Origin of the sequence: Pseudomonas koreensis (assembly GCF_012986595.1) — a bacterium.
GTDB classification, from domain to species: domain Bacteria; phylum Pseudomonadota; class Gammaproteobacteria; order Pseudomonadales; family Pseudomonadaceae; genus Aquipseudomonas; species Aquipseudomonas koreensis.
Genome location: NZ_JAAQYM010000003.1, coordinates 211,054 through 233,580, shown reverse-complemented (window position 1 = coordinate 233,580; position 22,527 = coordinate 211,054). Strand labels below are relative to the sequence as shown.

Here is a 22,527-nt window from a genome sequence, read left to right as displayed (position 1 = left end):
TGGTTATGGGTGACCGGCACGACTACGTGGCCCTCGAATGGGTCAAAGGTGAAATTGCCGAAACGCTGAGGCAGGCGCATCAGGCGATTGAAGCCGTGCTCGATGATCCGCAGGCCTTTCCCGGGCTGGACGAGTGCCTGGATTACATCCATCAAGTCCACGGCAGTCTGCAGATGGTCGAGTTCTACGGCGCCGCGTTGCTCGCCGAAGAAATGGAACATCTGGTCGAAGCCCTGCAACACCAAGGCGTCAGCCACCGCGACGAAGCCCTGCACCTGCTGCTGCAAGCCCTCGGACAATTGCCGATCTACCTCGACCGCGTGCAGAGTGCCCGCCGCGACCTGCCGCTGGTGGTGCTGCCGCTGATCAACGACCTGCGCAGCGCGCGCGGCGAAAGTCTGCTCTCGGAAACCAGCCTGTTCAGCCCGCAACTGCCCGAGCTGCCGCCGCTCAGTGAACAAGCGCTGGCGCAGTTGGAGCCGGCGGAACTGCCGAACGTGCTGCGCAAGTTACGCCAGATGCTGCAAATGGCCTTGGTCGGCTTGTTGCGCGAGCAGGATGACCAGACGCATCTGGACTACCTGACGAAGGTCTTCAGCCGTCTCGAAGCCCTGAGCGGTGATGCGCCGCTGAGCCCGTTGTGGCAAGTGGCATCGGCGCTGGTCGAAGGCATGCGCGAAGGCGCCATCGCCCATAGTCCGGCGCTGCGCAGCCTGTTCAAGGACGCCGACAAGGAACTCAAGCGCCTGCTCGAGCAGGGCATGCGCGGCCTCAACCAGCCGCCCCCTGCGGAGCTGCTCAAAAGCCTGCTGTTCTATATTGCCAAAGCCGAACACCCCACCGGGCAGATGCTGACCATGAAAGATCGCTACTCCCTGGACGACGCGTTGCCCGACAGCGCGATGGTCGACGAAGAACGCGCGCGCCTGGCCGGCCCCGACCGCGATGCGATGCGCTCGGTGCTGGCGGCGCTGTGCGAAGAGCTGGTGCGGGTCAAGGAGCGCCTCGACCTGTTCGTGCGCAGCGACCGTCAGCACACCTCCGATCTGGAAAGCCTGCTGGCGCCACTGCGGCAGATCGCCGACACCCTCGCGGTGCTCGGTTTCGGCCAGCCGCGCAAGGTCATCATCGATCAACTGGCGGTGGTCCTCAGCCTCGCCCAGGGCCAGCGCGAACCGAGTGACGCCACGCTGATGGACGTCGCCGGCGCCTTGCTCTACGTCGAAGCCAACCTCGCCGGCATGGTCGGCACGGTCGAGCCGGAAAGCCCCGAAGACGCGCGCCTGCCGACCACCGACCTGACGCAGATCCATCAGATCGTGATCAAGGAAGCGCGCATCTGCCTGCAACAGGCCAAGGACATGATCGTCGACTACATCGACGCCGACTGGGATCGCCAGCAACTGCAACCGTTGCCGGAACTGCTGACCCAGGTGCGCGGCGCGCTGGCGATGATTCCGCTGAGCCGGGCGGCGAGTCTGGTCGAGGCATGCAACAGCTTTATTCGCGAACACCTGCTGCTGGATCCGCACGAGCCGGGCTGGCAGCAACTGGATCACCTGGCCGATGTCATCACCAGCCTCGAGTATTACCTCGAGCGCCTGAGCGACGATCCGCAAGCGCCGAACGAACAACTGCTGGATGTCGCGCAGAAGAGCCTCGCCAGCCTCGGTTTCTTTCCCGACGAGCAGCCCGACGAACCGCACGTGCCGCTGCTCGACGACGTCCTCAGCCCCAACGAAGCGCTGGTGATGCAAGACCTGCAGGCGCTGGACGACCCCGAGACCGTGCAGTCGCTGGCCGATGTGCTGGCCAGTCCGGTGTCGGCGGTCAACCCGCCGGCCTTGATCACCCCCGGCAGCCTGATGCCGCCGCCCGCCGATGAAGAACCGGTGGACGATGAACTGCGCGAAGTGTTCCTCGAAGAGACCGACGAGGTCCTCGAAGTCCTCCACGAATACCTGCCGCGCTGGACGGCCAACCCGCAGGACCGTGCAGCCCTGACCGAACTGCGTCGCGCCTTTCACACCCTGAAAGGCAGCGGGCGCATGGTTCGCGCGCTGATCCTCGGCGAGCTGGCCTGGGCGGTGGAAAACCTGCTGAACCGGGTGTTGGAACAAAGCGTTGAACCGGGTTCGGCGGTGCCGCAACTGCTTACCGACACCGTGCTGTTGCTGCCGGAGCTGATCAACGAATTCGCCAATCAGCGCCAGCGTCAGCGCAGCGATGTCGATCAACTCGCGGCCCGCGCTCACGTCCTGGCCAAAGGTGACGCGGCCTTGGCCGAGGAAGACGTCGCCGACGTCGCCGCACTGGATCCGCTGTTGCTGGAGATCTTCCGCAACGAGGCCGAAACCCACCTCGCCAGCCTCAACCGCTTCCTCGATCAGGCTGCCGAGCATGTACCGCTGCAGGCCAGCGATGAGTTGCAGCGCGCCTTGCACACCCTCAAGGGCAGTGCGTCGATGGCCGGTGTGCTGCCGATTGCCGAGCTGGCGGCGCCGCTCGATCAACTGGCCCGCGAGTTCAAGGCGCATCAGTTGCCACTCGACCTCGACGAAGTGGAATTGCTGCTCGAAGCCGAAGGCCTGTTCCGGGTGGGCCTGCGTCAGCTCAAGCACGATCCGCTGGCGCCGATTGTCGGTGCACAGTCGCTGATCAAACGCACGGGCGCATTGCTCGCCGAACGCCTGGAAGCCATCCTCAATGCGCCGAACACCGGCCTGCGGATCAAGCGCGACCCGCAACTGATCAACAACTTCCTCGCCCAGGGCATGGACATCCTGCTCGACGCCGAAAGCCTGTTGCAGCGTTGGCAGCAGCACCCCGGCGAACGCCAGGAACTCAGCGCGCTGCTGGATGAACTGACCACCCTCGGCGAAGGCGCGCACATGGCCGATCTGTTGCCGGTGGACGTGTTGTGCGAGGCCTTGCTCGACCTCTATGGCGCGGTGGAAGAAAGCAGCCTGGCGGTCAGCGAACGGTTTTTCCAGGAGGCGCAGAAGGCCCACGAAGCGCTGATCAACATGCTCGACGAACTGGCCGCCGGCCAGGAAGTCACGCCGCAGCCGCAGCGCATCCGCGCCTTGCACGAACTGCTCGACGAAAGCCTCGACCCGACGGCCATGGGGCTGATCCGCAGCGACGGCAGCCGCACCTTGAGCATCCATGAACTGGGCGCCGCAACCGCCGAACTCGCCCAAGCCAATACCGAGACCGCGCCGGACGACGAGATTGTCGAGATCTTCCTCGAAGAGGCGGTGGACATTCTCGACAGTGCCGGCCAGGCCTTGCAGCGCTGGTTGAACGACCCGGACAACAGTGCGCCGCTGTCGTCGTTGCAGCGCGATTTGCACACGCTCAAGGGCGGCGCGCGGATGGCCGAAGTCGATGCCATTGGCGATCTGGCCCACGAACTGGAAGGTCTTTACGCAGGGCTGGTGGATCGTCGCTACAGTCACAGCGAGACCTTGGGTCGTTTACTGCGCAAGAGCCATGACCGCTTGGCGGTGTTGCTGGAGCAGTTGCAGGCGCATCAACCGCTGATCCCGGCGCTGGAGCTGATCGAGGCGATCCGCCAGTTCCGTCAGGGCGCATCCGCGACTGCCGAAACGGCGCAACCGGCCGCCGATCACGACAGCGCCGCGCATGACCCGGAGCTGCTGGAAATCTTCCTCGAAGAAGGTTTCGACATCATCGAAAACTCCGGCGCGGCGTTGCTGCGCTGGCAGGCCGAGCCGGGCAATCGCCAGGAAGTCGAAACCCTGCTGCGCGATCTGCACACCCTCAAGGGCGGCGCGCGGATGGTCGAGATCGGGCCGATCGGCGACCTCGCCCATGAGCTGGAATACCTGTACGAAAGTCTCTCCACCGGGGCGTTGCAGCCATCGGCGGAACTGTTTGCGCTGGTGCAGCGCGGGCATGATCGGCTGGCCCAAATGCTTGATGGCGTGCGCGCCGGGCAACCGTGCCCGCCGGCGGACCGGCTGATCAATGCGATCCAGAATTTCAGTCATCCGGCGACGGTAGAAACGCCGCCAGTGCTAGCTGTTCCGGTCAAAACTGACGCGGCGCCGCCGGCTGCCGACGCTGGCGCGGACATGGTCAAGGTCTCCGCTGAACTGCTCGATGAACTGGTCAATCTGGCCGGCGAAACCTCGATCTTCCGGGGGCGTATCGAACAACAGGTCAGCGATGCACAAACCGCGCTGAACGAGATGGAAACCACCATCGAACGCATGCGCGATCAGTTGCGCCGGCTCGACACCGAAACCCAGGGGCGGATTCTCAGCCGCCAGCAGGTCGATGCCGAACGCCTCGGTTATGAAGAATTCGATCCGCTGGAAATGGACCGCCATTCACAGTTGCAGCAACTGTCGCGGGCGCTGTTCGAATCGGCCTCCGACCTGCTCGACCTCAAGGAAACCCTCGACCGTCGCAACCACGACGCCGAGAACCTGTTGCAGCAGCAGGGGCGGATCAACACCGAATTGCAGGAAGGCCTGATGCGCACGCGCATGGTGCCGTTCGAACGCATGCTGCCGCGGCTCAAACGCATCGTGCGGCAAGTCGCCGAAGAGCTGAACAAGGACGTCGCGTTCATCATCGACAATGCCGAAGGCGAGATGGATCGCAACGTGCTGGAGCGCATGGCCGCGCCGCTGGAACACATGCTGCGCAACGCCGTCGACCATGGCCTGGAGTCTGCCGAGGTGCGGCTGGCGGCGGGCAAACCGGCGCAGGGCACGATCACCCTCGACCTGTCCCGCGAGGGCGGCGACATCGTTTTCGATATCCGCGACGACGGCGCCGGGGTGCCGCTCGACGCAGTGCGGCGCAAGGCGATCAAACGTGGTTTGCTCGCGCCGGACGCGGAGATCAGCGATCGCGATGTGCTGCAATTCATCCTGCAGCCGGGGTTCTCCACGGCGGAAAAGATCACCCAGATTTCCGGACGCGGCGTCGGCATGGACGTGGTTCACGAAGAAGTCCGTCAGCTCGGCGGCACCATGAGCATCGACTCGGTGCCGGGGCAGGGCGTGCATTTCCGCATTCGTCTGCCGTTCACCGTGTCGGTCAACCGTGCGCTGATGGTGCAGTGCGGCGAGGATCAATACGCGATTCCGCTGAACACCATCGAAGGCATCGTCCGCGTCCTGCCGAACGATCTGGAAGGGCACTTTCGCAACGATCCACCGAGCTACCACTACGCCGGCCAGCGCTATGAGTTGTGCTACCTGGGCGAGCTGCTGAAAACCGCGCCACGCCCGAAATTGCTCGGCCAGAGCCTGCCGCTGCCGGTGCTGCTGGTGCAGTGCAACGACCGGCGCGTCGCGGTGCAGGTCGACGCGATGGCCGGCACCCGCGAGATCGTGGTCAAAAGCCTCGGCCCGCAGTTTGCGGCGGTGCAGGGGGTGTCCGGGGCGACGATTCTCGGCGATGGCCGGGTGGTGCTGATTCTGGATCTGCTGGCGCCGATCCGCGCGATGCAGGCGCGGGTTGCGCAGCGCCCGGCCCCTGCGGAAATCGACAGCGAACCGCAGAAACCGCTGCTGGTGCTGGTGGTCGATGACTCGGTGACCGTGCGCAAGGTCACCAGCCGTTTGCTCGAACGCCACGGCATGAACGTGCTGACCGCCAAGGACGGGGTCGATGCCATGTTGCTGCTCGAAGAACACATGCCCGATGTGATGCTGCTCGACATCGAAATGCCGCGCATGGACGGCTTCGAAGTCGCCACTCAGGTGCGCCACGACGAACGCCTGCAACACCTGCCGATCATCATGATCACCTCGCGCACCGGGCAGAAACATCGCGACCGCGCGATGGCCATCGGCGTCAACGACTACCTCGGCAAGCCGTATCAGGAATCGGTGCTGCTCGAAAGCATTGCCCACTGGAGCAAGAAACATGCATGAGCGCCGCCACAACGCGCGCACCAGCCAACTCACCGGCCTGCTGCTGCCACTGGCCGACCGCAACCTGATCCTGCCCAACGTCGCTGTGGCCGAGCTGATCGACTACCAGGCCAGCGCCTTCGATCTGGACACACCGCCTTGGTATCTGGGGCGGGTGAGCTGGCGTGAACGGCAGATTCCGCTGCTGAGTTTCGAGTCGGCGTGCGGGCAGAAAATCGTCATTGGCGAGCGCGCGCGAATCGTGATTCTCAATGCGCTGGGCGGGTTGCCGGAGCTGAAATTCATTGCGCTGCTGGTGCAGGGGATACCGCGTTCGTACAAGCTCGACAGCCAGTTGAGTTATGTCGATGTGCCGTTGTGTGCGCTGGAGCAGGCGGCGGTGCAGGTCGGGGAGCAGGTGGCGAAGGTGCCGGATTTGTTGGGGCTGGAGAAGTTGTTGGTGGAGGCTGGCCTCGCTCACTGATCCAGCCTTTGGGGTGCTCTGACTGGCCTCATCGCGAGCAGGCTCACTCCTACAATTGGAATGCGTTCCCCCTGTAGGAGTGAGCCTGCTCGCGATAGCGCCAGTCGCTACACTCCAATCCGACAGACAAATCCTCAATCTCTGTGCGAAATAAACGCCTTTCAGTCGCGTTGTTTAAAGACACCCGGTGTTACGGCTCCCTAGCCTACAAATCCTTGCGCCGCTGCCTACGCATGCACCAGAATCCGCCGGCTTGTGCGCCCTTGGCAGGCTGCGTAACTTGATCCCGTCACTGACTCCCAGTGATCGGGTTTAGCAGCCCGTGGTTAATCTAAGGGTGCACATACATCATCGTCAGGCTCAGTGCCTGCATTCGATGGCGGCTGTGCGCAGGGCGCTTCGGCGCGCCGGCTTCCTTAGGTTCCCCGGTCTGCTAACCTGCGTTCAGCTGCCACCCCTTCTTTTAGCAGCGGTGAATCGGGTGTTGGACAAATTGGTGCCCACAGACTGATTGATGCGGTGTTCTGACTGGCCTCTTCGCGAGCAGGCTCGCTCCTACATTGGATCTTCAGTGAGCCGGGATTTTGAGCACGACACAGAACCTTTGTGGGAGCGAGCCTGCTCGCGAATGCGGCAGTGAACGTTACGCTGAGCGTAATGATTCACCACCGCGCTTGATTGATGCCCTCCACCCCACGCGCCTACCTTAGCTCCACGACAGCGAACCCCGTGGAGTGAGCATGACAACAACAATTTCCCCCGACTCGCGCTGGACGCGGCGGCGTGACGAGAAGCAGCGGCGTCTCGACAAGGTGCGCGGGCTGGCCGACGGTGTGGTGTTGCCCACCGAGAAGATCGTCGCCGCGCTCGAAGCGCTGATCCATCCCGGTGACCGTGTGGTGCTGGAGGGCAACAACCAGAAGCAGGCGGATTTCCTTTCCCGCTCGCTGGCCAAGGCCGATCCGCAAAAACTCCACGACCTGCACATGATCATGCCCAGTGTCGGTCGCTCCGAGCACCTGGACCTGTTCGAACGCGGCATCGCCCGCAAGCTCGATTTCTCCTTCGCCGGCACCCAGAGCCTGCGCATCAGCCAGTTGCTCGAAGACGGCCTGCTGGAAATCGGTGCGATTCACACCTACATCGAACTCTACGCCCGGCTGGTGGTGGACCTGATCCCCAACGTTGTGCTCTCGGCCGGGTTCATGGCCGACCGCGCCGGCAACATCTACACCGGCCCCAGCACCGAAGACACCCCGGCACTGATCGAACCGGCCGCCTTCAGCGACGGCATCGTCATCGTTCAGGTCAACCAGTTGGTCGACGACGTCAGCGACCTGCCGCGCGTTGATATCCCAGCGTCGTGGGTGGATTTCGTGGTGGTGGCCGACAAGCCGTTCTACATCGAACCACTGTTCACCCGCGACCCACGGCACATCAAACCGGTGCACGTGTTGATGGCGATGATGGCGATTCGCGGGATCTACGAAAAACACAACGTGCAGTCGCTCAACCACGGCATCGGTTTCAACACTGCCGCCATTGAACTGATCCTGCCGACCTACGGCGAATCCCTCGGCCTCAAGGGCAAGATCTGCCGCAACTGGACGCTCAACCCGCACCCGACGCTGATCCCGGCGATCGAAAGCGGCTGGGTCGAAAGCGTGCATTGTTTCGGCACCGAACTGGGCATGGAAAACTACATCGCCGCCCGCCCCGACGTGTTCTTCACCGGCCGCGACGGCTCGCTGCGCTCCAACCGGATGTTCTGCCAACTGGCCGGGCAGTACGCGGTGGATCTGTTTATCGGCGCGACGTTGCAGGTCGATGGCGATGGCCATTCCTCGACCGTCACCCGTGGTCGTCTCGCCGGTTTCGGTGGTGCGCCGAACATGGGCCACGACCCGCGTGGCCGGCGTCACGGCACCCCGGCATGGCTCGACATGCGTCACGACGACTCGCAGCAACCGATGCTCGAGCGCGGCAAGAAACTCGTGGTGCAAATGGTCGAGACCTTCCAGGATGGTGGCAAACCGACCTTCGTCGAAACCCTCGATGCGGTGGAAGTGGCGAAGAAAAGCGGAATGCCGCTGGCGCCGATCATGATCTACGGCGACGACGTCACCCACCTGCTCACCGAAGAAGGCATCGCCTACCTGTACAAGGCGCGCTCGCTGGAAGAACGCCAGGCGATGATCGCTGCGGTTGCGGGCGTGACTGCCATCGGCCTGCGCCACAGCCCGAAAGACACCGAACGCATGCGCCGCGAAGGCCTGATCGCCTTGCCCGAAGACCTCGGCATCCGCCGCACCGACGCCACCCGCGAACTGCTGGCGGCGAAAAGCGTGGCCGATCTGGTCGAGTGGTCCGGCGGCCTCTACAACCCGCCCGCCAAGTTCAGGAGCTGGTAATGCACGCACTCAACCTGCAAGCGAAACCCCTCAGCCTGAGCGAACGCCTGGCCGATCTGGCGGTGGATGCGCTGATCGACGAAGCCGACCTGTCGCCGAAACCGGCGCTGGTCGACCGGCGTGGCAATGGCGCGCACACCGATTTGCACTTGGGCCTGATGCACGCCTCGGCGTTGTCGTTGTGGCCGGCGTTCAAGGAAATGGCCGAGGCTGCACTGGCCATTGGCGAAGTCGGATTACCGCTACGCGAAGCGATTGGCCGGATCGGCCGTGAAGGCGAACAAGCCATGCTCGCGACCACCAACGGCGTGAACACTCATCGCGGGGCAATCTGGGCATTGGGTCTGTTGGTGACGGCCGCTGCGCTGGAACCGCAATCCTCCAGCACCAATGCCGTAACCCTGCGCGCCGCACGTCTGGCCTTGCTGGATGACCGCTACGCACCAAAACCCTTGAGCCATGGCGCGCAAGTCGCCCTGCGTTACGGCGCACGTGGCGCCCGTGAAGAAGCGCAACTCGGCTTCCCGTCCGTGCTGCAACGCGGCCTGCCACAACTCAAGCGCAGCCGCGCCAACGGCCACGGCGAGCAGAACGCCCGGCTCGATGCGCTGCTGGCGATCATGACCGATCTGGCCGATACCTGCGTGCTCTACCGCGCTGGTGAACAAGGCCTGCACGCCATGCAAAACGGCGCGCAAGCGGTGCTCGACGCCGGCGGCAGCGCCAGCCTCAGCGGGCGTCGGTGCCTGCACGAACTGGATCAACAACTCATCGCATTGAATGCCTCGCCCGGTGGCGCCGCCGACTTGCTCGCCGCCACGCTGCTGCTCGACCGAATCGAGCGCGACGGCATCCTTCAGGGAGCGTTTTGATGGAAACCTTATCCTTTGAATTCCCCGCCGGGCAGCCGCCACGCGGGCGCGCGCTGGTCGGTTGTGTCGGCTCGGGCGATCTGGAAGTGCTGATCGAACCGGGTCTGGCCGGCAAGCTGACGATCAACGTGCAGACCTCGGTCAACGGCGCGCAGCAGCGCTGGCAGCATTTGTTTGCGCGGATGTTCGATGGCACCACGCCGCCGGCGATGGCCATCGATATTCACGATTTCGGCGCCACGCCGGGTGTGGTGCGCCTGCGTCTGGAACAAGGGTTCGAGGAGATCGGCCATGACTGACAGCGCAGCGTTGCTCAACAAACACAGCTTCGTCGAACTCGGTGCGCGGCAACGGGCGAAAGCCTTGCTCGACGCCGGGACCTTCCGCGAATTGCTCGACCCGTTTCAACGGGTCATGTCGCCATGGCTCGAACGCCAGGGCGTGGTGCCGCAAGCCGATGACGGCGTGGTGATCGCCAAGGGCAGCCTCGACGGTTTGCCGGTGGTGATCGCGGCGATTGAAGGCGCGTTTCAGGGTGGCAGCCTCGGCGAAGTCGGCGGGGCGAAGATTGCCGGTGCGCTGGAACTGGCCGCCGAAGACAACCGCAAAGGCATTCCGACCCGCGCCATCCTGCTGCTGGAAACCGGTGGTGTGCGCTTGCAGGAAGCCAACCTCGGGCTGGCGGCGATTGCCGATATTCATGCGGCGATTGTCGATTTGCAGCAATACCAGCCGGTGGTGGGTGTGGTGGCGGGCAGCGTCGGTTGCTTTGGCGGCATGTCGATTGCCGCCGCGCTGTGCAGCTATTTGCTGGTGACCCAGGAAGCACGCCTTGGCCTCAACGGCCCGCAAGTGATCGAGCAGGAAGCCGGGCTCGAAGAATACGACTCCCGCGACCGGCCCTTCATCTGGAGCCTGACCGGTGGCGAGCAACGTTTCGCTAGCGGTTTGGTGGATCGTTATGTCGCCGATGACGTGGCGCAGATCCGCCAGCAGGTCGGTGAACTGTTGCAACAAGGCTTGCCAAGCCAACCGCGCAGTCAGCGTGCCGAATGGTTCCTGCAACGTCTGACGAGCCTGAACACCGACCCGCAAATCGAGCCTTCGGTGGTTCGCGATCTGTATCAAGGAGAGCGCTCATGAGTGGTTATTCCGTGCGCGGTTTGAACTGGTTCAACGCCCTGAGCGCTGGTGCGCAAGCCGTGGAAGGTTTGCCGCCGTCGTTGCAAGTGGCCGATGGCGAACTCGGGCGGTTTATCGCTGTGGTCGCTGACCCGGACAACCGTTTCCCACGTGCCCGCAATGGCGAAGTCGGATTGCTCGAAGGCTGGGGCTTGGCCAAGGCTGTGGATGACGTGATCAGCGCTGACCGTGACAAAACGCAGAAGCGCCCGATCATCGCCATCGTCGACGTGCCGAGCCAGGCTTACGGTCGCCGCGAAGAAGCCCTCGGCATTCATCAGGCCCTGGCCGGTGCGGCGGACAGCTATGCCCGCGCGCGTCTGGCCGGGCATCCGGTGATTGCGCTGCTGGTGGGCAAGGCGATGTCCGGGGCGTTTCTGGCTCATGGTTATCAGGCCAACCGCTTGATCGCGCTGCGCGATCCGGGGGTGATGGTGCATGCGATGGGCAAGGCGTCGGCGGCGCGGGTGACCTTGCGCAGTGTCGAGGAACTGGAGGCGCTGGCCGCCAGCGTGCCGCCGATGGCCTATGACATCGACAGCTATGCCAGCCTCGGACTGCTTTGGGAAACCCTGGCGGTGCAACAGATCGAGCAGCCGACAGCGGAGGATCTGGCGCGGGTCAGCGAATGCCTGAAGCAGGCCATCGGCGATGTCTGCGCGACTGATTTGAGCAATCGACTCGGTGCGAAAAATCGCGAAGCATCCAGCCGCGTGCGTGAACTGTTGAGGGCGCAGTGGTGAACATGCCGCTGGCCCACGACCTGCTGTGGGGCATGACCCCTGCGCAGCTGCCGGTGGGTGCGCCGCAGTGGGCAATCGAGTCGCTGGCCGCCGGGCAACCGGTGGTGGTGCGGCGGGCGGTGAGCGCTGAAGGTCTGGTCGCGGTGGGCATTCGCGGAGTGTCGCGCGAGCAGCGCCTGGCGGCGGTCATGGAACTCGACACGATTGCGCGTCGGGTCAGTCCCGAGGCGCTGTGTCAGGTCGACAGCGCGCGTGAGTTGCCAGTGGTTCACGCGCTCAAGCAACTGCGGCCAATGCTCGATGACTGCGGTTGGGTCTGGGGTGTCAGCGGCAGTGCCGGGTTTGAACTGGCCAGCGGGGTTACCGCGATGCATACGGCCAGTGATCTTGATCTGATCTTGCGCACGCCGCAGCTGCTGACGCGCAATCAGGCGCGCAAACTGGTCGAGCGTTTCGATCAGGCGGTGTGCCGGGTCGACATGCAATTACAGACGCCGTTCGGTGCGGTCGCGTTGCGCGAATGGGCCAGCGGGTCTGCACGCGTGCTGCTGAAAAACCAGCATCAGGCGTGTCTGGTGGCTGATCCGTGGAACCCGCAGGAGCAGGCAGCGTGAGCAGCCTGTTGGTGTTTCCCGGCCAGGGCGCGCAGCAGCCGGGCATGCTCCAGCGTTTGCCTCGGGAAACCGTGGTCGAGGCCAGCAACGTGCTCGGAGAAGATGTCTCGCTGCTCGATTCGCCCGAAGCGTTGCGCAGCACCCGGGCGGTTCAGCTGTGCCTGTTGATCGCCGGGGTCGCGGCGTCTCGGCAATTGTTGCAGGACGGACTCACGGCGGATTACGTCGCCGGCCTGTCCATCGGTGCCTATCCGGCAGCGGTGGTCGCCGGGGCCTTGAGCTTCAGCGATGCCTTGCATCTGGTCAGCCTGCGCGGTGAGTTGATGCAGCAGGCTTATCCACAGGGCTATGGCATGACCGCAATCATCGGTCTGCAGTTATCCACCGTCGAAACGCTGCTGGCGCAGGTGCACAGCGCGCAGTCGCCGGTGTACCTGGCCAACATCAACGCCGATAACCAGGTGGTGATTGCCGGCAGCGACCAGGCCATGCAAGCGGTGGCCGAACTGGCGCGCAGTCGTGGCGCCGGTCTGGCGAAACGCCTGGCGGTGAGCGTGCCTTCGCACTGCCCGTTGCTGGAGGCACCCGCCAACTCGCTGGCCGCAGCCTTCACCAAGGTTGAACTGAAGACCCCGAACATCGCTTACCTGAGTGGCAGTCGCGCACGTCCGATGCTCAAGCCTGACGCCTTGCGTGACGACCTGGCTTTCAACATGTGCCGCGTGGTGGACTGGCGCGGCACCGTGCAAAGCGCCTACGAGCGCGGCGTACGGTTACAAATCGAACTGCCGCCCGGTGCGGTGCTGACCGGGCTGGCGCGCCGGGTGTTCGAATCGGGCACGGTCACTGCCTTCGACAGTGCGCGACTCGACACCTTGCAGGCGCTGTTGCGTGAGGAGGGGAACCGCCGACCATAAACCGCCGCGACTCAGGCTTCGAACAACAAAAACAACATTCGACGATGCACTTTGAGGACTACAACAATGATTATTTACGGTGTGGCGCTGTTGGCGATCTGTACGCTGGCAGGGGTGATCATGGGCGACATGCTCGGTGTGCTGCTGGGCGTCAAATCCAATGTCGGCGGGGTTGGCATCGCCATGATCCTGCTGATCTGCGCGCGGTTGTGGATGCAGAAACGCGGCGGCATGACCAAGGATTGCGAGATGGGCGTCGGCTTCTGGGGCGCGATGTACATTCCGGTGGTGGTGGCGATGGCTGCGCAACAGAACGTCGTCACCGCCCTGCACGGCGGACCGGTGGCGGTGCTGGCGGCAATCGGTTCGGTGGTGGTGTGTGGTTGCACGATTGCCTTGATCAGCCGCACCCACAAGGGCGAACCGTTGCCCGACGAACCGGTGGAAGTCACTCCGGTCGGCACCCCGGTAGGAGGTCGCTGACATGTGGGCACTCATTGAAAACGGTCTGGAACACAACGGTCTTGTCACTGCCTTCGCCTTCGTCGGCGTGATCATGTGGGTCTCGGTGGTTCTCTCCAAACGCCTGACCTTCGGACGCATTCACGGCTCGGCGATTGCCATCGTCATCGGTCTGGTGCTGGCCTGGGTCGGCGGCACCATGACCGGCGGGCAGAAAGGCCTGGCCGATCTGACGCTGTTCTCCGGCATCGGCCTGATGGGCGGGGCGATGTTGCGTGATTTCGCGATTGTCGCCACCGCGTTCGAAGTGCAGGCGACCGAGGCGAAGAAAGCCGGGTTGATCGGAGTGATCGCGCTGCTGCTCGGGACGATCCTGCCGTTCATTGTCGGCGCGAGCATGGCCTGGGCGTTCGGTTATCGCGATGCGGTGAGCATGACCACCATCGGCGCGGGCGCGGTAACTTACATCGTCGGCCCGGTGACCGGCGCGGCGATTGGCGCGACCTCGGATGTGATGGCGCTGTCGATTGCCACCGGGTTGATCAAGGCGATTCTGGTGATGGTCGGCACCCCGGTCGCAGCGCGCTGGATGGGCCTGGATAACCCGCGTTCGGCGATGGTGTTTGGTGGTCTGGCCGGGACGGTGAGCGGGGTGACGGCGGGGCTGGCGGCGACGGATCGACGGTTGGTGCCTTATGGGGCGTTGACGGCGACGTTCCACACCGGGCTTGGGTGCTTGCTGGGGCCTTCGCTGTTGTTCTTCATTGTTCGCGGGATTGTGGGCTGAAAATCAAAAGCCCCTAACCCTCTCCCGGGGGGAGAGGGGACTGACCGAGTTGGATGCTGGAGGTATGCCGACTTGAAAGTCCTGAGTCGGACTCAGGTCTTGAAACGCATGAAGATCTGCTCCCTTTCCCCCTCTACCCCTTGGGGGAGAGGGCTGGGGTGAGGGGGTAGCTCTTGATCTTGATTTTGCTCTAAATCCCAACCTGTCGATTGGCATACATCCGACACTCCGCCAACAACGCCAGCAAGTTCGGATCCCTCTCCTTGGCCTTCAAGAACACCACGCCAATGTGCTGCTGCAGTCGATACTTCTCCTGCAACGGAATCAGCTTCACCCGGTTCTCATAGACCGCCGCAATCCTTCCCGGCAGCAACGCATAACCGACCCCGGAGCTGACCATGCTCAGCAGGGTGAAGATGTCGTTGACCTGCATCGCCACCTTCGGCTCGAACCCCGCCTGTTTGAACACCCGGTTGCCGTCCTGATGGGTGGCAAAGCCCTGGGTCAAGGTGATAAATGTTTCATCGCGGACCTCGGCCAGATCGACTTCGCTGCGTTGCGCGAACTTTGAATCCGCCGGGGTGGCGAGGAAGATGTCGTCGGAGAACAGCGGGATCTGCTCGCAGTCCGGGTCGTTGATGCTGTCGTCCAGCGACACCAGGATCGCGTCGACTTCCATGTTCTTCAGCTTGTAGAGCAGGTCGATGTTCGAACCGAGGATCAGGTCGATGTTGAGTTCGCTGCGGCGGATCTTCAGGCCCATGATCAGTTGCGGTACGGTTTTCACCGTCAGCGAATACAGCGAGCCGAGCTTGAAGCGTTCAGCGGAGAATCCGGCAGCTTCGCGGGTCAGGCGCACGCTCTCGACCACGTCCTGGATCAGCTTCTGCGCCCGCTCTTCGAGCACGTAGGCGCTTTCCAATGGCGTCAGGTTGCGGCCTTCGTGCTTGAACAGCGGGCAGCGCAGGGCGCTTTCCAGCGAATGGATCGCCCGGTGCACGCTGACATTGCTGGTCTGCAACTCGGCAGCGGCCCGCGCCAGATTGCCGGTGCGCATGAAGGCGAGGAACACCTCGAGTTTTTTCAGGGTCAATTCTTCGTCGATCAGCATGGCGCGGACTCTTTTTTATGTCGGCCGATTGTGCCCGGTATGCGCCGCTCTTTGTAGGAGCTGCCGAAGGCTGCGATCTTTTGATCTTGATAAACAAAGATCGCAGCCTTCGGCAGCTCCTACAGGGATCGTGTTTAACGGAAACATTGCGCTTTTACGCTCAAGGCCCGAGCCTTGCGCGCTGCGGTAACGAATAACGAGGTGAGTGACACATGTATCACGGGGAAAGACTCAACGCCTGGACGCATCTGGTCGGGGCAGTGGCAGCGTTTATCGGCGGCGTATGGATGCTGGTGATTGCCAGCCTCGACGGCAGTCCGTGGAAGATTGTCAGCGTGGCGATCTACGCCTTTACCTTATTGGTGCTCTACAGCGCCTCGACCGTGTACCACAGCGTGCGCGGGCGCAAGAAAGCGATCATGAAGAAGGTCGATCACTTTTCGATCTACCTGCTGATTGCCGGCAGCTACACGCCGTTCTGTCTGGTGACCCTGCGCGGGCCGTGGGGCTGGACGCTGTTCGGGATTGTCTGGGGGCTGGCGCTGATCGGCATCCTGCAAGAGATCAAGCCGCGCTCGGAGGCGCGGATTCTGTCGATCGTGATTTACGCGGTGATGGGCTGGATCGTGCTGGTGGCGGTCAAGCCATTGATTGCGGCGCTGGGCACCATCGGGTTTGCCTGGCTGGCCACGGGAGGCGTGTTGTACACCGTGGGGATCATCTTTTTTGCCCTGGATCACCGGTTGCGCCATGCGCACGGGATCTGGCATCTGTTTGTGATCGCGGGGAGTCTGCTGCACTTTGTGGCGATTCTGTTTTATGTCCTCTGAAGCAAGATCAAAAGATCGCAGCCTGCGGCAGCTCCTACAGTTGAAACGCGATCCACCTGTAGGAGCTGCCGCAGGCTGCGATCTTTTAGCGCTTTAGAAGTCCCCCCAAAGTTGCTGAGCCACCGCCAGTGCAACCACCGGCGCGGTCTCGGTGCGCAACACTCGCGGGCCGAGGCGGGCAGCGTGGAAGCCATTGCCCTTGGCCTGCTCAACCTCGGCATCCGACAAGCCACCCTCCGGCCCGATCAGAAACGCCAGGGTCGCCGGTTTGGCATGACTCACCAGCGGCTCGGCGACCGGATGCAGCACCAGTTTCAGATCAGCTTCAGTCTGCTTGATCCAGTCCGCCAACAGCACTGGCGGATGAATCACCGGCACCCGCGAACGTCCGCACTGCTCACAGGCGCTGATCGCCACCTGACGCCAGTGCAGCAGGCGTTTGTCGGCGCGTTCGTCCTTCAGGCGCACTTCGCAGCGGTCGCTGAAGATCGGGGTGATTTCGCTCACGCCCAGCTCGGTGGCTTTCTGAATCGCCCAGTCCATGCGCTCGCCCCGGGACAGGCCCTGGCCGAGGTGGATCTGCAACGGCGATTCGACCTGGCCGGCCAGTTGCTCGTCGATCTGCACCACCACGCGTTTCTTGCCGACTTCCACCAACGATCCGCGGAACTCATGGCCGGAGCCGTCGAACAACTGCACCGCATCGCCCTCGGCCATGCGCAGCACGCGGCTGATGTAATGCGCCTGGGCTTCCGGCAGTTCGTGTTCGCCGGTGCTCAGGGGGGCGTCGATAAAGAAGCGGGACAGTCTCATTTCGGGTCTCTGGAAAGATGTGAATCAGTTGGATAGGTGTCGACTTCATTCGCGAGCAGGCTCGCTCCCACACTTGAAATGCATTCCCCTGTGGGAGCGAGCCTGCTCGCGAAAGCGGCAGTCCAGACACCGCAAATCTCAAGTAAGCCGAATCAGCCCGGATCGCGGAACCCCGGGTGGAAATCCTTCGGCACTGCCACGCTGACGCTGTCACGGGTGGCGATGTCGATGCCTTCGCTGGCGACTTCGGCGAGGAAGTCGATCTGCTCCGGGGTGATCACGTACGGCGGCAGGAAATACACCACGCTGCCCAGCGGCCGCAGCAACGCGCCGCGCTCCAGCGCATGCTGGAACACCTTCAGGCCGCGTCGCTCCTGCCAAGGGTAGGCCTCTTTGGTGGCTTTATCCTTGACCATCTCGATGGCCAGCACCATGCCGGTCTGGCGCACCTCAGAGACGTTCGGGTGATCGACCAGATGCGCGGTGGCCGAGGCCATGCGCTGGGCCAGGGCCTTGTTGTTCTCGATGACGTTGTCCTGCTCGAAGATATCCAGGGTCGCCAGCGCCGCCGCACAGGCCAGCGGGTTGCCGGTGTAGCTGTGCGAATGGAGGAAGGCGCGCAGGGTCGGGTAGTCGTCGTAGAACGCGCTGTAGACCTCGTCGGTGGTCAGGCACGCGGCCAGCGGCAGGTAGCCGCCGGTCAGGGCCTTGGACAGGCAGAGGAAGTCCGGGCGGATGCCGGCCTGTTCACAGGCGAACATGGTCCCGGTACGGCCGAAGCCGACGGCGATTTCGTCGTGGATCAGGTGCACGCCATAGCGGTCGCAGGCTTCGCGCAGCAGCTTGAGGTACACCGGGTGATACATGCGCATGCCGCCGGCGCCCTGAATCAGCGGCTCGACGATGACGGCCGCAACACTGTCATGATGCTCTGCCAGGGTTTGTTCCATGGCCGCGAACAGGTTGCGCGAGTGTTCTTCCCAGCTCATGCCTTGTGGGCGCCCGTAGCAATCCGGGCTCGGCACCTTGATGGTGTCCATCAGCAGCGCTTTATAGGTTTCGGTGAACAGCGGCACGTCGCCGACCGCCATCGCCGCCATGGTTTCGCCGTGGTAGCTGTTGGTCAGGGTGACGAAGCGTTTCTTGTTCGGCTGACCACGGTTGAGCCAATAGTGAAAGCTCATTTTCAGCGCCACTTCGATGCAGGACGACCCGTTATCGGCGTAGAACACCCGGTTCAGGCCCTCGGGCGTCATCTTCACCAGACGCTCGGACAGCTCGATCACCGGCTGATGGCTGAAACCGGCGAGGATCACGTGTTCCAGTTGATCGACCTGATCCTTGATGCGCTGGTTGATGCGCGGGTTGGCGTGGCCGAACACGTTGACCCACCAGGAGCTGACGGCGTCGAGGTAGCGCTTGCCTTCGAAGTCTTCGAGCCACACGCCTTCACCGCGCTTGATCGGGATCAGTGGCAGCTGTTCGTGGTCTTTCATCTGGGTGCAGGGATGCCACAGCACCGCGAGGTCGCGTTGCATCCACTGATTATTCAGGCCCATTTACAGTCTCCTCGAGGCGGCTCGCGTCAGGCGCGGGCAAACAATCGCGCAAGCCTATGAGATGCATCGCGCGGGGACAACCCATTGTGTCGATTGAGCTACTTTGTATAGGCCGATAGACGTCGCTGGCGGCGTTTTGATGGCTGACGTATTCTTCGCGGTTCTTTGGGTCGTCTGATCCGCAAAACTGCTTTTTCCTACGTGTATTTCCGGAGTTCGCTGAATGTCTGTCGGTTGGCTGCGCGCCTGTGCGCTGGTGATGTTGGGGCTGTTCAGCGTTACGGCGCTGGCCAAGGATAAAACCGCAATCGTGATCGGCGGCGGCCTGTCGGGCCTGACCGCGGCTTACGAGCTGCAGAACAAGGGCTGGCAGGTCACCCTGCTGGAAGCCAAACCGAGTCTGGGCGGTCGCTCCGGCATGGCCACCAGCGAGTGGATCGGCAACGACAAGACCCAGCCGGTGCTGAACAAGTACGTCTCGACGTTCAAGCTGAGCACCACGCCAGCCCCTGAATTCGTGCGTACACCGGGTTATCTGATCGACGGCGAGTATTTCTCCGCTGCCGATCTGGCGACCAAGCAGCCGGCCACCGCCGAGGCCTTGAAGCGCTACCAGAAAACCCTCGACGATCTGGCGCGCTCGATCGACGACCCGCAGAACCCGGCCGCGACCAACACGCTGCACGCGCTGGACCAGATCAACGTGTCGAACTGGCTCGACAAGCAGAACCTGCCGGCCACGGCGCGTCAGTTGATCAACCAGGACATCCGCACCCACTACGACGAGCCGTCGCGTCTGTCGCTGCTGTATTTCGCCCAGCAGAACCGTGTCTATCGCGGCATCTCCGACCGTGACCTGCGCGCCTCGCGTCTGGTCGGCGGCAGCCAGGTGCTGGCCCAGGCCTTCGTCAAGCAGATCAAGACCATCAAGACCAACTCGCCGGTCTCGGCGATCACTCAGGACAAGGACGGCGTGACCGTCAAGGTCGGCAGTGTTGGCTACCAGGCCGACTACGTGGTGCTGGCCGTGCCATTGCGCGCGCTGAACAAGATTGCCCTGACCCCGGCGCTGGACGCTCAGCACCTGGCAGCGATCAAGGGCACCAACTACGGCTGGCGCGACCAGATCATGCTCAAGTTCAAGACGCCGGTCTGGGAAAGCAAGGCGCGCATGTCCGGCGAGATTTACAGCAACGCCGGCCTCGGCATGCTCTGGATCGAACCGGCGCTGAAGGGCGGCGCCAACGTGGTGATCAACCTGTCTGGCGACAACGCTCGCGTGATGCAGGCGTTCGGCGACAAGCAGATGGTCGATCAGGTGCTGATCCGTCTGCACGCGTTTTATCCACAGGCCCGTGGCTCGTTCACCGGTTATGAAATCCGTCGCTACAGCACCGACCCGTCGATGGGCGGCGCCTACCTGGCTTACGGCCCGGGTCAGATCAGCAAGTTCTGGCGCATGTGGGAGCGTCCGCTGCAACGCGTAGCGTTCGCTGGCGAACACACCGACACCCTGTACCCGGGCACCCTGGAAGGTGCGCTGCGCACTGGTCAGCGTGCGGCCAGTCAGGTTGAAGACCTGGCAGCCGGCAAGTCGTTTGAACCGGTCAAAGTGGTTCCGGCAGCAGCAGCGGCAGGCGCGGCGGGTGCCGTGGCGGCGAAGAAGGGCAACTTCTTCAGCAACCTGTTTGGCGGTTCGGATGACGAGAAGAAACCAGAGCCTGTGAAGGCGCCAGAGCCAACTCCAGCACCAGCGGCACCTGCGCCGGCATCGGCTCCAGCCCCTGCGCCAGCTCCGGTGGAAGCGCCGAAACCCGCTGCCCCGGTGAAAGCTGAACCGGCGAAGAAAGCGCCAGCCAAGCCAGCGGCGAAGAAACCGGCGGCCAAAACCGAGGCGAAGAAAGCCGCGGCCAAGCCAGCAGCGAAAAAGGCTGAGCCGGCGAAGAAGCCAGCAGCAAAACCCGCTGCAACTCCGGCTCCGGCGGCAAGCACCGACAGCAAAGCGCAGTAAGGCTTTGCGGTGAACGAAAAAGCGCGGCTCAGGCCGCGCTTTTTTTTGCCTGAGCACCACCTCTGTGGCGAGGGAGCTTGTCGATCGTCGCCCGTCCCGCTCGGCCGCGGAGCGGTCGTAAACCCAGGCAGCCCGGTATTTCCCATTCACCGCGCAGGCTGTATCGGGAGTCCTTCGGCCTCCGGCGGGAGCAAGCTCCCTCGCCACAAGTGCGTATTTTATTGCGCAAGCCTTATCCACATCCCGCCACACTTTTTCCGTTTAATCTTTCCTTAACCACCATGCTCAAGACTCTTGATCGTATTTCTCGATATTTCAAAGCAAAATTTTCCGCTTTAATTCGATAGATAACTCGCTAGTCTTGGTTCGCAGTTCTCACAGGATTTGGGCAATGCAGCTACGTAACTCTTCTTCGCGCTATGGTTGGGTCAGCATCTTCATGCACTGGGGCGTGGCGCTGGCGGTCTTCGGGCTGTTCGCGCTGGGTCTGTGGATGGTGGGGCTGGATTACTACAGCAGCTGGCGCAAAGACGCGCCGGATCTGCACAAGAGCATCGGTCTGGTGCTGTTGGGTGTGATGGTGTTGCGGGTGCTCTGGCGCTTTATCAGCCCACCACCGCCGACACTGCAAAGCTACAGCCGCATGACCCGCATCGGCGCCAAATTCGGCCACGGGTTTCTGTACCTCGCGCTGTTCGCTGTGATGATTGCCGGTTACCTGATTTCCACCGCAGACGGTGTCGGGATTCCGGTGTTTGGCCTGTTTGAAGTTCCTGCACTGGTTTCCGGGCTACCGGATCAGGCAGATACCGCTGGGGTGATTCACCTGTGGCTGGCGTGGGCGCTGGTAATTTTTTCCGGCCTCCATGCGTTGGCAGCATTGAAGCACCACTTTATCGATCGTGATGCGACCCTGACGCGAATGCTGGGTCGCAAAGCCTGATGTTCAACCTCGACTCCAAAGGAAAAGAAAGCATGTTGAAAAAGACTCTGGCCGCTCTGGCAATCGGTTCTGCACTGCTCTCGGCTGGTCAGGCCATGGCTGCGGATTACAAAATCGACAAGGAAGGCCAGCACGCCTTCGTTGACTGGAAAATCAGCCACCTGGGTTACAGCTTCATCCACGGTACGTTCAAAGACTTCGACGGTACGTTCTCGTGGGATTCGGCCAAGCCTGAAGCCAGCAAGATCTCCGTGGACGTGAAAACTGCCAGCCTGTGGTCGAACCACGCTGAGCGTGACAAGCACATCGCCAGCAAAGACTTCCTGGACGTGGGCAAATTCGCTGACGCCAAGTTCGTCTCCACCGCCGTCAAATCGACTGGTGACAAAACTGCCGACGTGACCGGTGACCTGACCCTGCACGGCGTGACCAAGCCTGTGACCTTCAAGGCCACGTTCAATGGCGAAGGCAAGGATCCATGGGGCGGTGAGCGTGCTGGCTTCAACGCCAAGACCACCCTCAACCTGAACGATTTCGGGATCAAGGGCCCAGGCCCTACCTCTCAAACCGCGGATCTGGATATCTCGCTGGAAGGCGTGAAAGTTAAGTAACTTTCGCCTGACACATAAAAAACGCCCCCGGTCGAAAGGCTGGGGGCGTTTTTTATTGCCCTTCACATTACTGGTCCCTGTGGGGATGGGGTTTTGTGGCGAGGGGATTTATCCCCGATGGGTCGCGCAGCGGCCCCATGACCGTCAACTGAAGGGTATCAGGCGTACCGCGTTGAATGGTTTGCGACTGCTTCGCAGCCGATCGGGGATAAATCCCCTCGCCACGGTGTTTGGTGTAAACAGGGGGATTGGAAGGATTCAGGGATATTCTTGGCAGCAT

18 protein-coding genes are annotated in these 22,527 nt (G+C 62.7%); 15 read left to right on the top strand and 3 right to left on the bottom strand.

What is annotated here, in order from left to right; genetic code table 11:
- The first annotated feature begins 5 nt into the window (after positions 1–5).
- The 11 genes from HBN98_RS10545 to madM all read left to right on the top strand — a co-directional run bounded on the left by HBN98_RS10545 (position 6) and on the right by madM (position 14,369).
- Positions 6–5,918, top strand: coding sequence for an Hpt domain-containing protein (locus HBN98_RS10545; RefSeq protein ID WP_083367668.1), 5,913 nt, complete (start codon positions 6–8; stop codon positions 5,916–5,918).
- Positions 5,911–6,381 (top strand): chemotaxis protein CheW, encoded by a 471-nt coding sequence (locus HBN98_RS10540; protein WP_083367669.1) that lies wholly within the window; start codon positions 5,911–5,913, stop codon positions 6,379–6,381. The genes HBN98_RS10545 and HBN98_RS10540 overlap by 8 nt, the downstream gene beginning before the upstream one ends.
- Before the next feature lie 740 nt (positions 6,382–7,121).
- Positions 7,122–8,792, top strand: a complete 1,671-nt coding sequence (mdcA, locus tag HBN98_RS10535) for a malonate decarboxylase subunit alpha (protein ID WP_083367670.1) — start codon at positions 7,122–7,124, stop codon at positions 8,790–8,792.
- Positions 8,792–9,664, top strand: coding sequence for a triphosphoribosyl-dephospho-CoA synthase (locus tag HBN98_RS10530; RefSeq protein WP_083367671.1), 873 nt, complete (start codon positions 8,792–8,794; stop codon positions 9,662–9,664). Before mdcA ends, HBN98_RS10530 begins: the two co-directional genes overlap by 1 nt.
- Complete coding sequence (locus tag HBN98_RS10525; RefSeq protein WP_003229075.1) at positions 9,664–9,963, top strand: malonate decarboxylase subunit delta; 300 nt, start codon at positions 9,664–9,666, stop codon at positions 9,961–9,963. The genes HBN98_RS10530 and HBN98_RS10525 overlap by 1 nt, the downstream gene beginning before the upstream one ends.
- Entirely contained in the window at positions 9,956–10,807 is an 852-nt protein-coding gene (locus HBN98_RS10520; protein ID WP_083367672.1) for a biotin-independent malonate decarboxylase subunit beta, read from the top strand. Before HBN98_RS10525 ends, HBN98_RS10520 begins: the two co-directional genes overlap by 8 nt.
- On the top strand, positions 10,804–11,589 hold the full coding sequence (mdcE, locus tag HBN98_RS10515; RefSeq protein WP_083367673.1) for a biotin-independent malonate decarboxylase subunit gamma: 786 nt from the start codon (positions 10,804–10,806) through the stop codon (positions 11,587–11,589). Before HBN98_RS10520 ends, mdcE begins: the two co-directional genes overlap by 4 nt.
- Complete coding sequence (locus tag HBN98_RS10510; protein WP_083367674.1) at positions 11,583–12,203, top strand: malonate decarboxylase holo-ACP synthase; 621 nt, start codon at positions 11,583–11,585, stop codon at positions 12,201–12,203. Before mdcE ends, HBN98_RS10510 begins: the two co-directional genes overlap by 7 nt.
- The gene (gene mdcH, locus HBN98_RS10505; protein ID WP_083367675.1) at positions 12,200–13,120 is read left to right on the top strand and encodes a malonate decarboxylase subunit epsilon; all 921 of its coding nucleotides are present in this window, start codon (positions 12,200–12,202) and stop codon (positions 13,118–13,120) included. Before HBN98_RS10510 ends, mdcH begins: the two co-directional genes overlap by 4 nt.
- 66 nt (positions 13,121–13,186) lie before the next feature.
- Positions 13,187–13,603, top strand: coding sequence for a malonate transporter subunit MadL (gene madL, locus HBN98_RS10500; RefSeq protein ID WP_003229065.1), 417 nt, complete (start codon positions 13,187–13,189; stop codon positions 13,601–13,603).
- Between the two features lies 1 nt (position 13,604).
- Positions 13,605–14,369, top strand: coding sequence for a malonate transporter subunit MadM (gene madM / locus HBN98_RS10495; RefSeq protein ID WP_083367676.1), 765 nt, complete (start codon positions 13,605–13,607; stop codon positions 14,367–14,369).
- Positions 14,370–14,559: 190 nt separating this feature from the next.
- On the opposite strand, the gene HBN98_RS10490 is transcribed toward madM, so the two are convergent.
- Positions 14,560–15,480 carry a LysR family transcriptional regulator gene (locus HBN98_RS10490; RefSeq protein WP_083367677.1) on the bottom strand — a complete coding sequence of 307 codons (921 nt, stop codon included), beginning with the start codon at positions 15,478–15,480 and terminating at the stop codon, positions 14,560–14,562.
- Positions 15,481–15,692: 212 nt separating this feature from the next.
- Here HBN98_RS10490 and trhA point away from each other — a divergent pair, with 212 nt between their 5' ends.
- The gene (trhA, locus tag HBN98_RS10485; protein WP_083367678.1) at positions 15,693–16,310 is read left to right on the top strand and encodes a PAQR family membrane homeostasis protein TrhA; all 618 of its coding nucleotides are present in this window, start codon (positions 15,693–15,695) and stop codon (positions 16,308–16,310) included.
- A gap of 93 nt (positions 16,311–16,403) precedes the next feature.
- On the opposite strand, the gene HBN98_RS10480 is transcribed toward trhA, so the two are convergent.
- The gene (locus HBN98_RS10480; protein ID WP_083367679.1) at positions 16,404–17,123 is read right to left on the bottom strand and encodes a 16S rRNA (uracil(1498)-N(3))-methyltransferase; all 720 of its coding nucleotides are present in this window, start codon (positions 17,121–17,123) and stop codon (positions 16,404–16,406) included.
- A gap of 152 nt (positions 17,124–17,275) precedes the next feature.
- Entirely contained in the window at positions 17,276–18,682 is a 1,407-nt protein-coding gene (locus HBN98_RS10475; RefSeq protein ID WP_083367680.1) for an adenosylmethionine--8-amino-7-oxononanoate transaminase, read from the bottom strand.
- A 223-nt stretch (positions 18,683–18,905) separates the two neighbouring features.
- Between HBN98_RS10475 and HBN98_RS10470 the strand changes: the two genes are divergently transcribed.
- The 3 genes from HBN98_RS10470 (at position 18,906) to HBN98_RS10460 (ending at position 22,247) form a co-directional block, all read left to right on the top strand.
- Positions 18,906–20,693, top strand: a complete 1,788-nt coding sequence (locus HBN98_RS10470) for a flavin monoamine oxidase family protein (RefSeq protein ID WP_083367681.1) — start codon at positions 18,906–18,908, stop codon at positions 20,691–20,693.
- A 391-nt stretch (positions 20,694–21,084) separates the two neighbouring features.
- Complete coding sequence (locus HBN98_RS10465) at positions 21,085–21,636, top strand: cytochrome b (RefSeq protein WP_025109173.1); 552 nt, start codon at positions 21,085–21,087, stop codon at positions 21,634–21,636.
- A gap of 32 nt (positions 21,637–21,668) precedes the next feature.
- Positions 21,669–22,247: a YceI family protein gene (locus HBN98_RS10460; RefSeq protein ID WP_083367682.1), complete on the top strand. Its 579-nt coding sequence runs from the start codon at positions 21,669–21,671 to the stop codon at positions 22,245–22,247.
- Positions 22,248–22,527 lie beyond the last annotated feature (280 nt).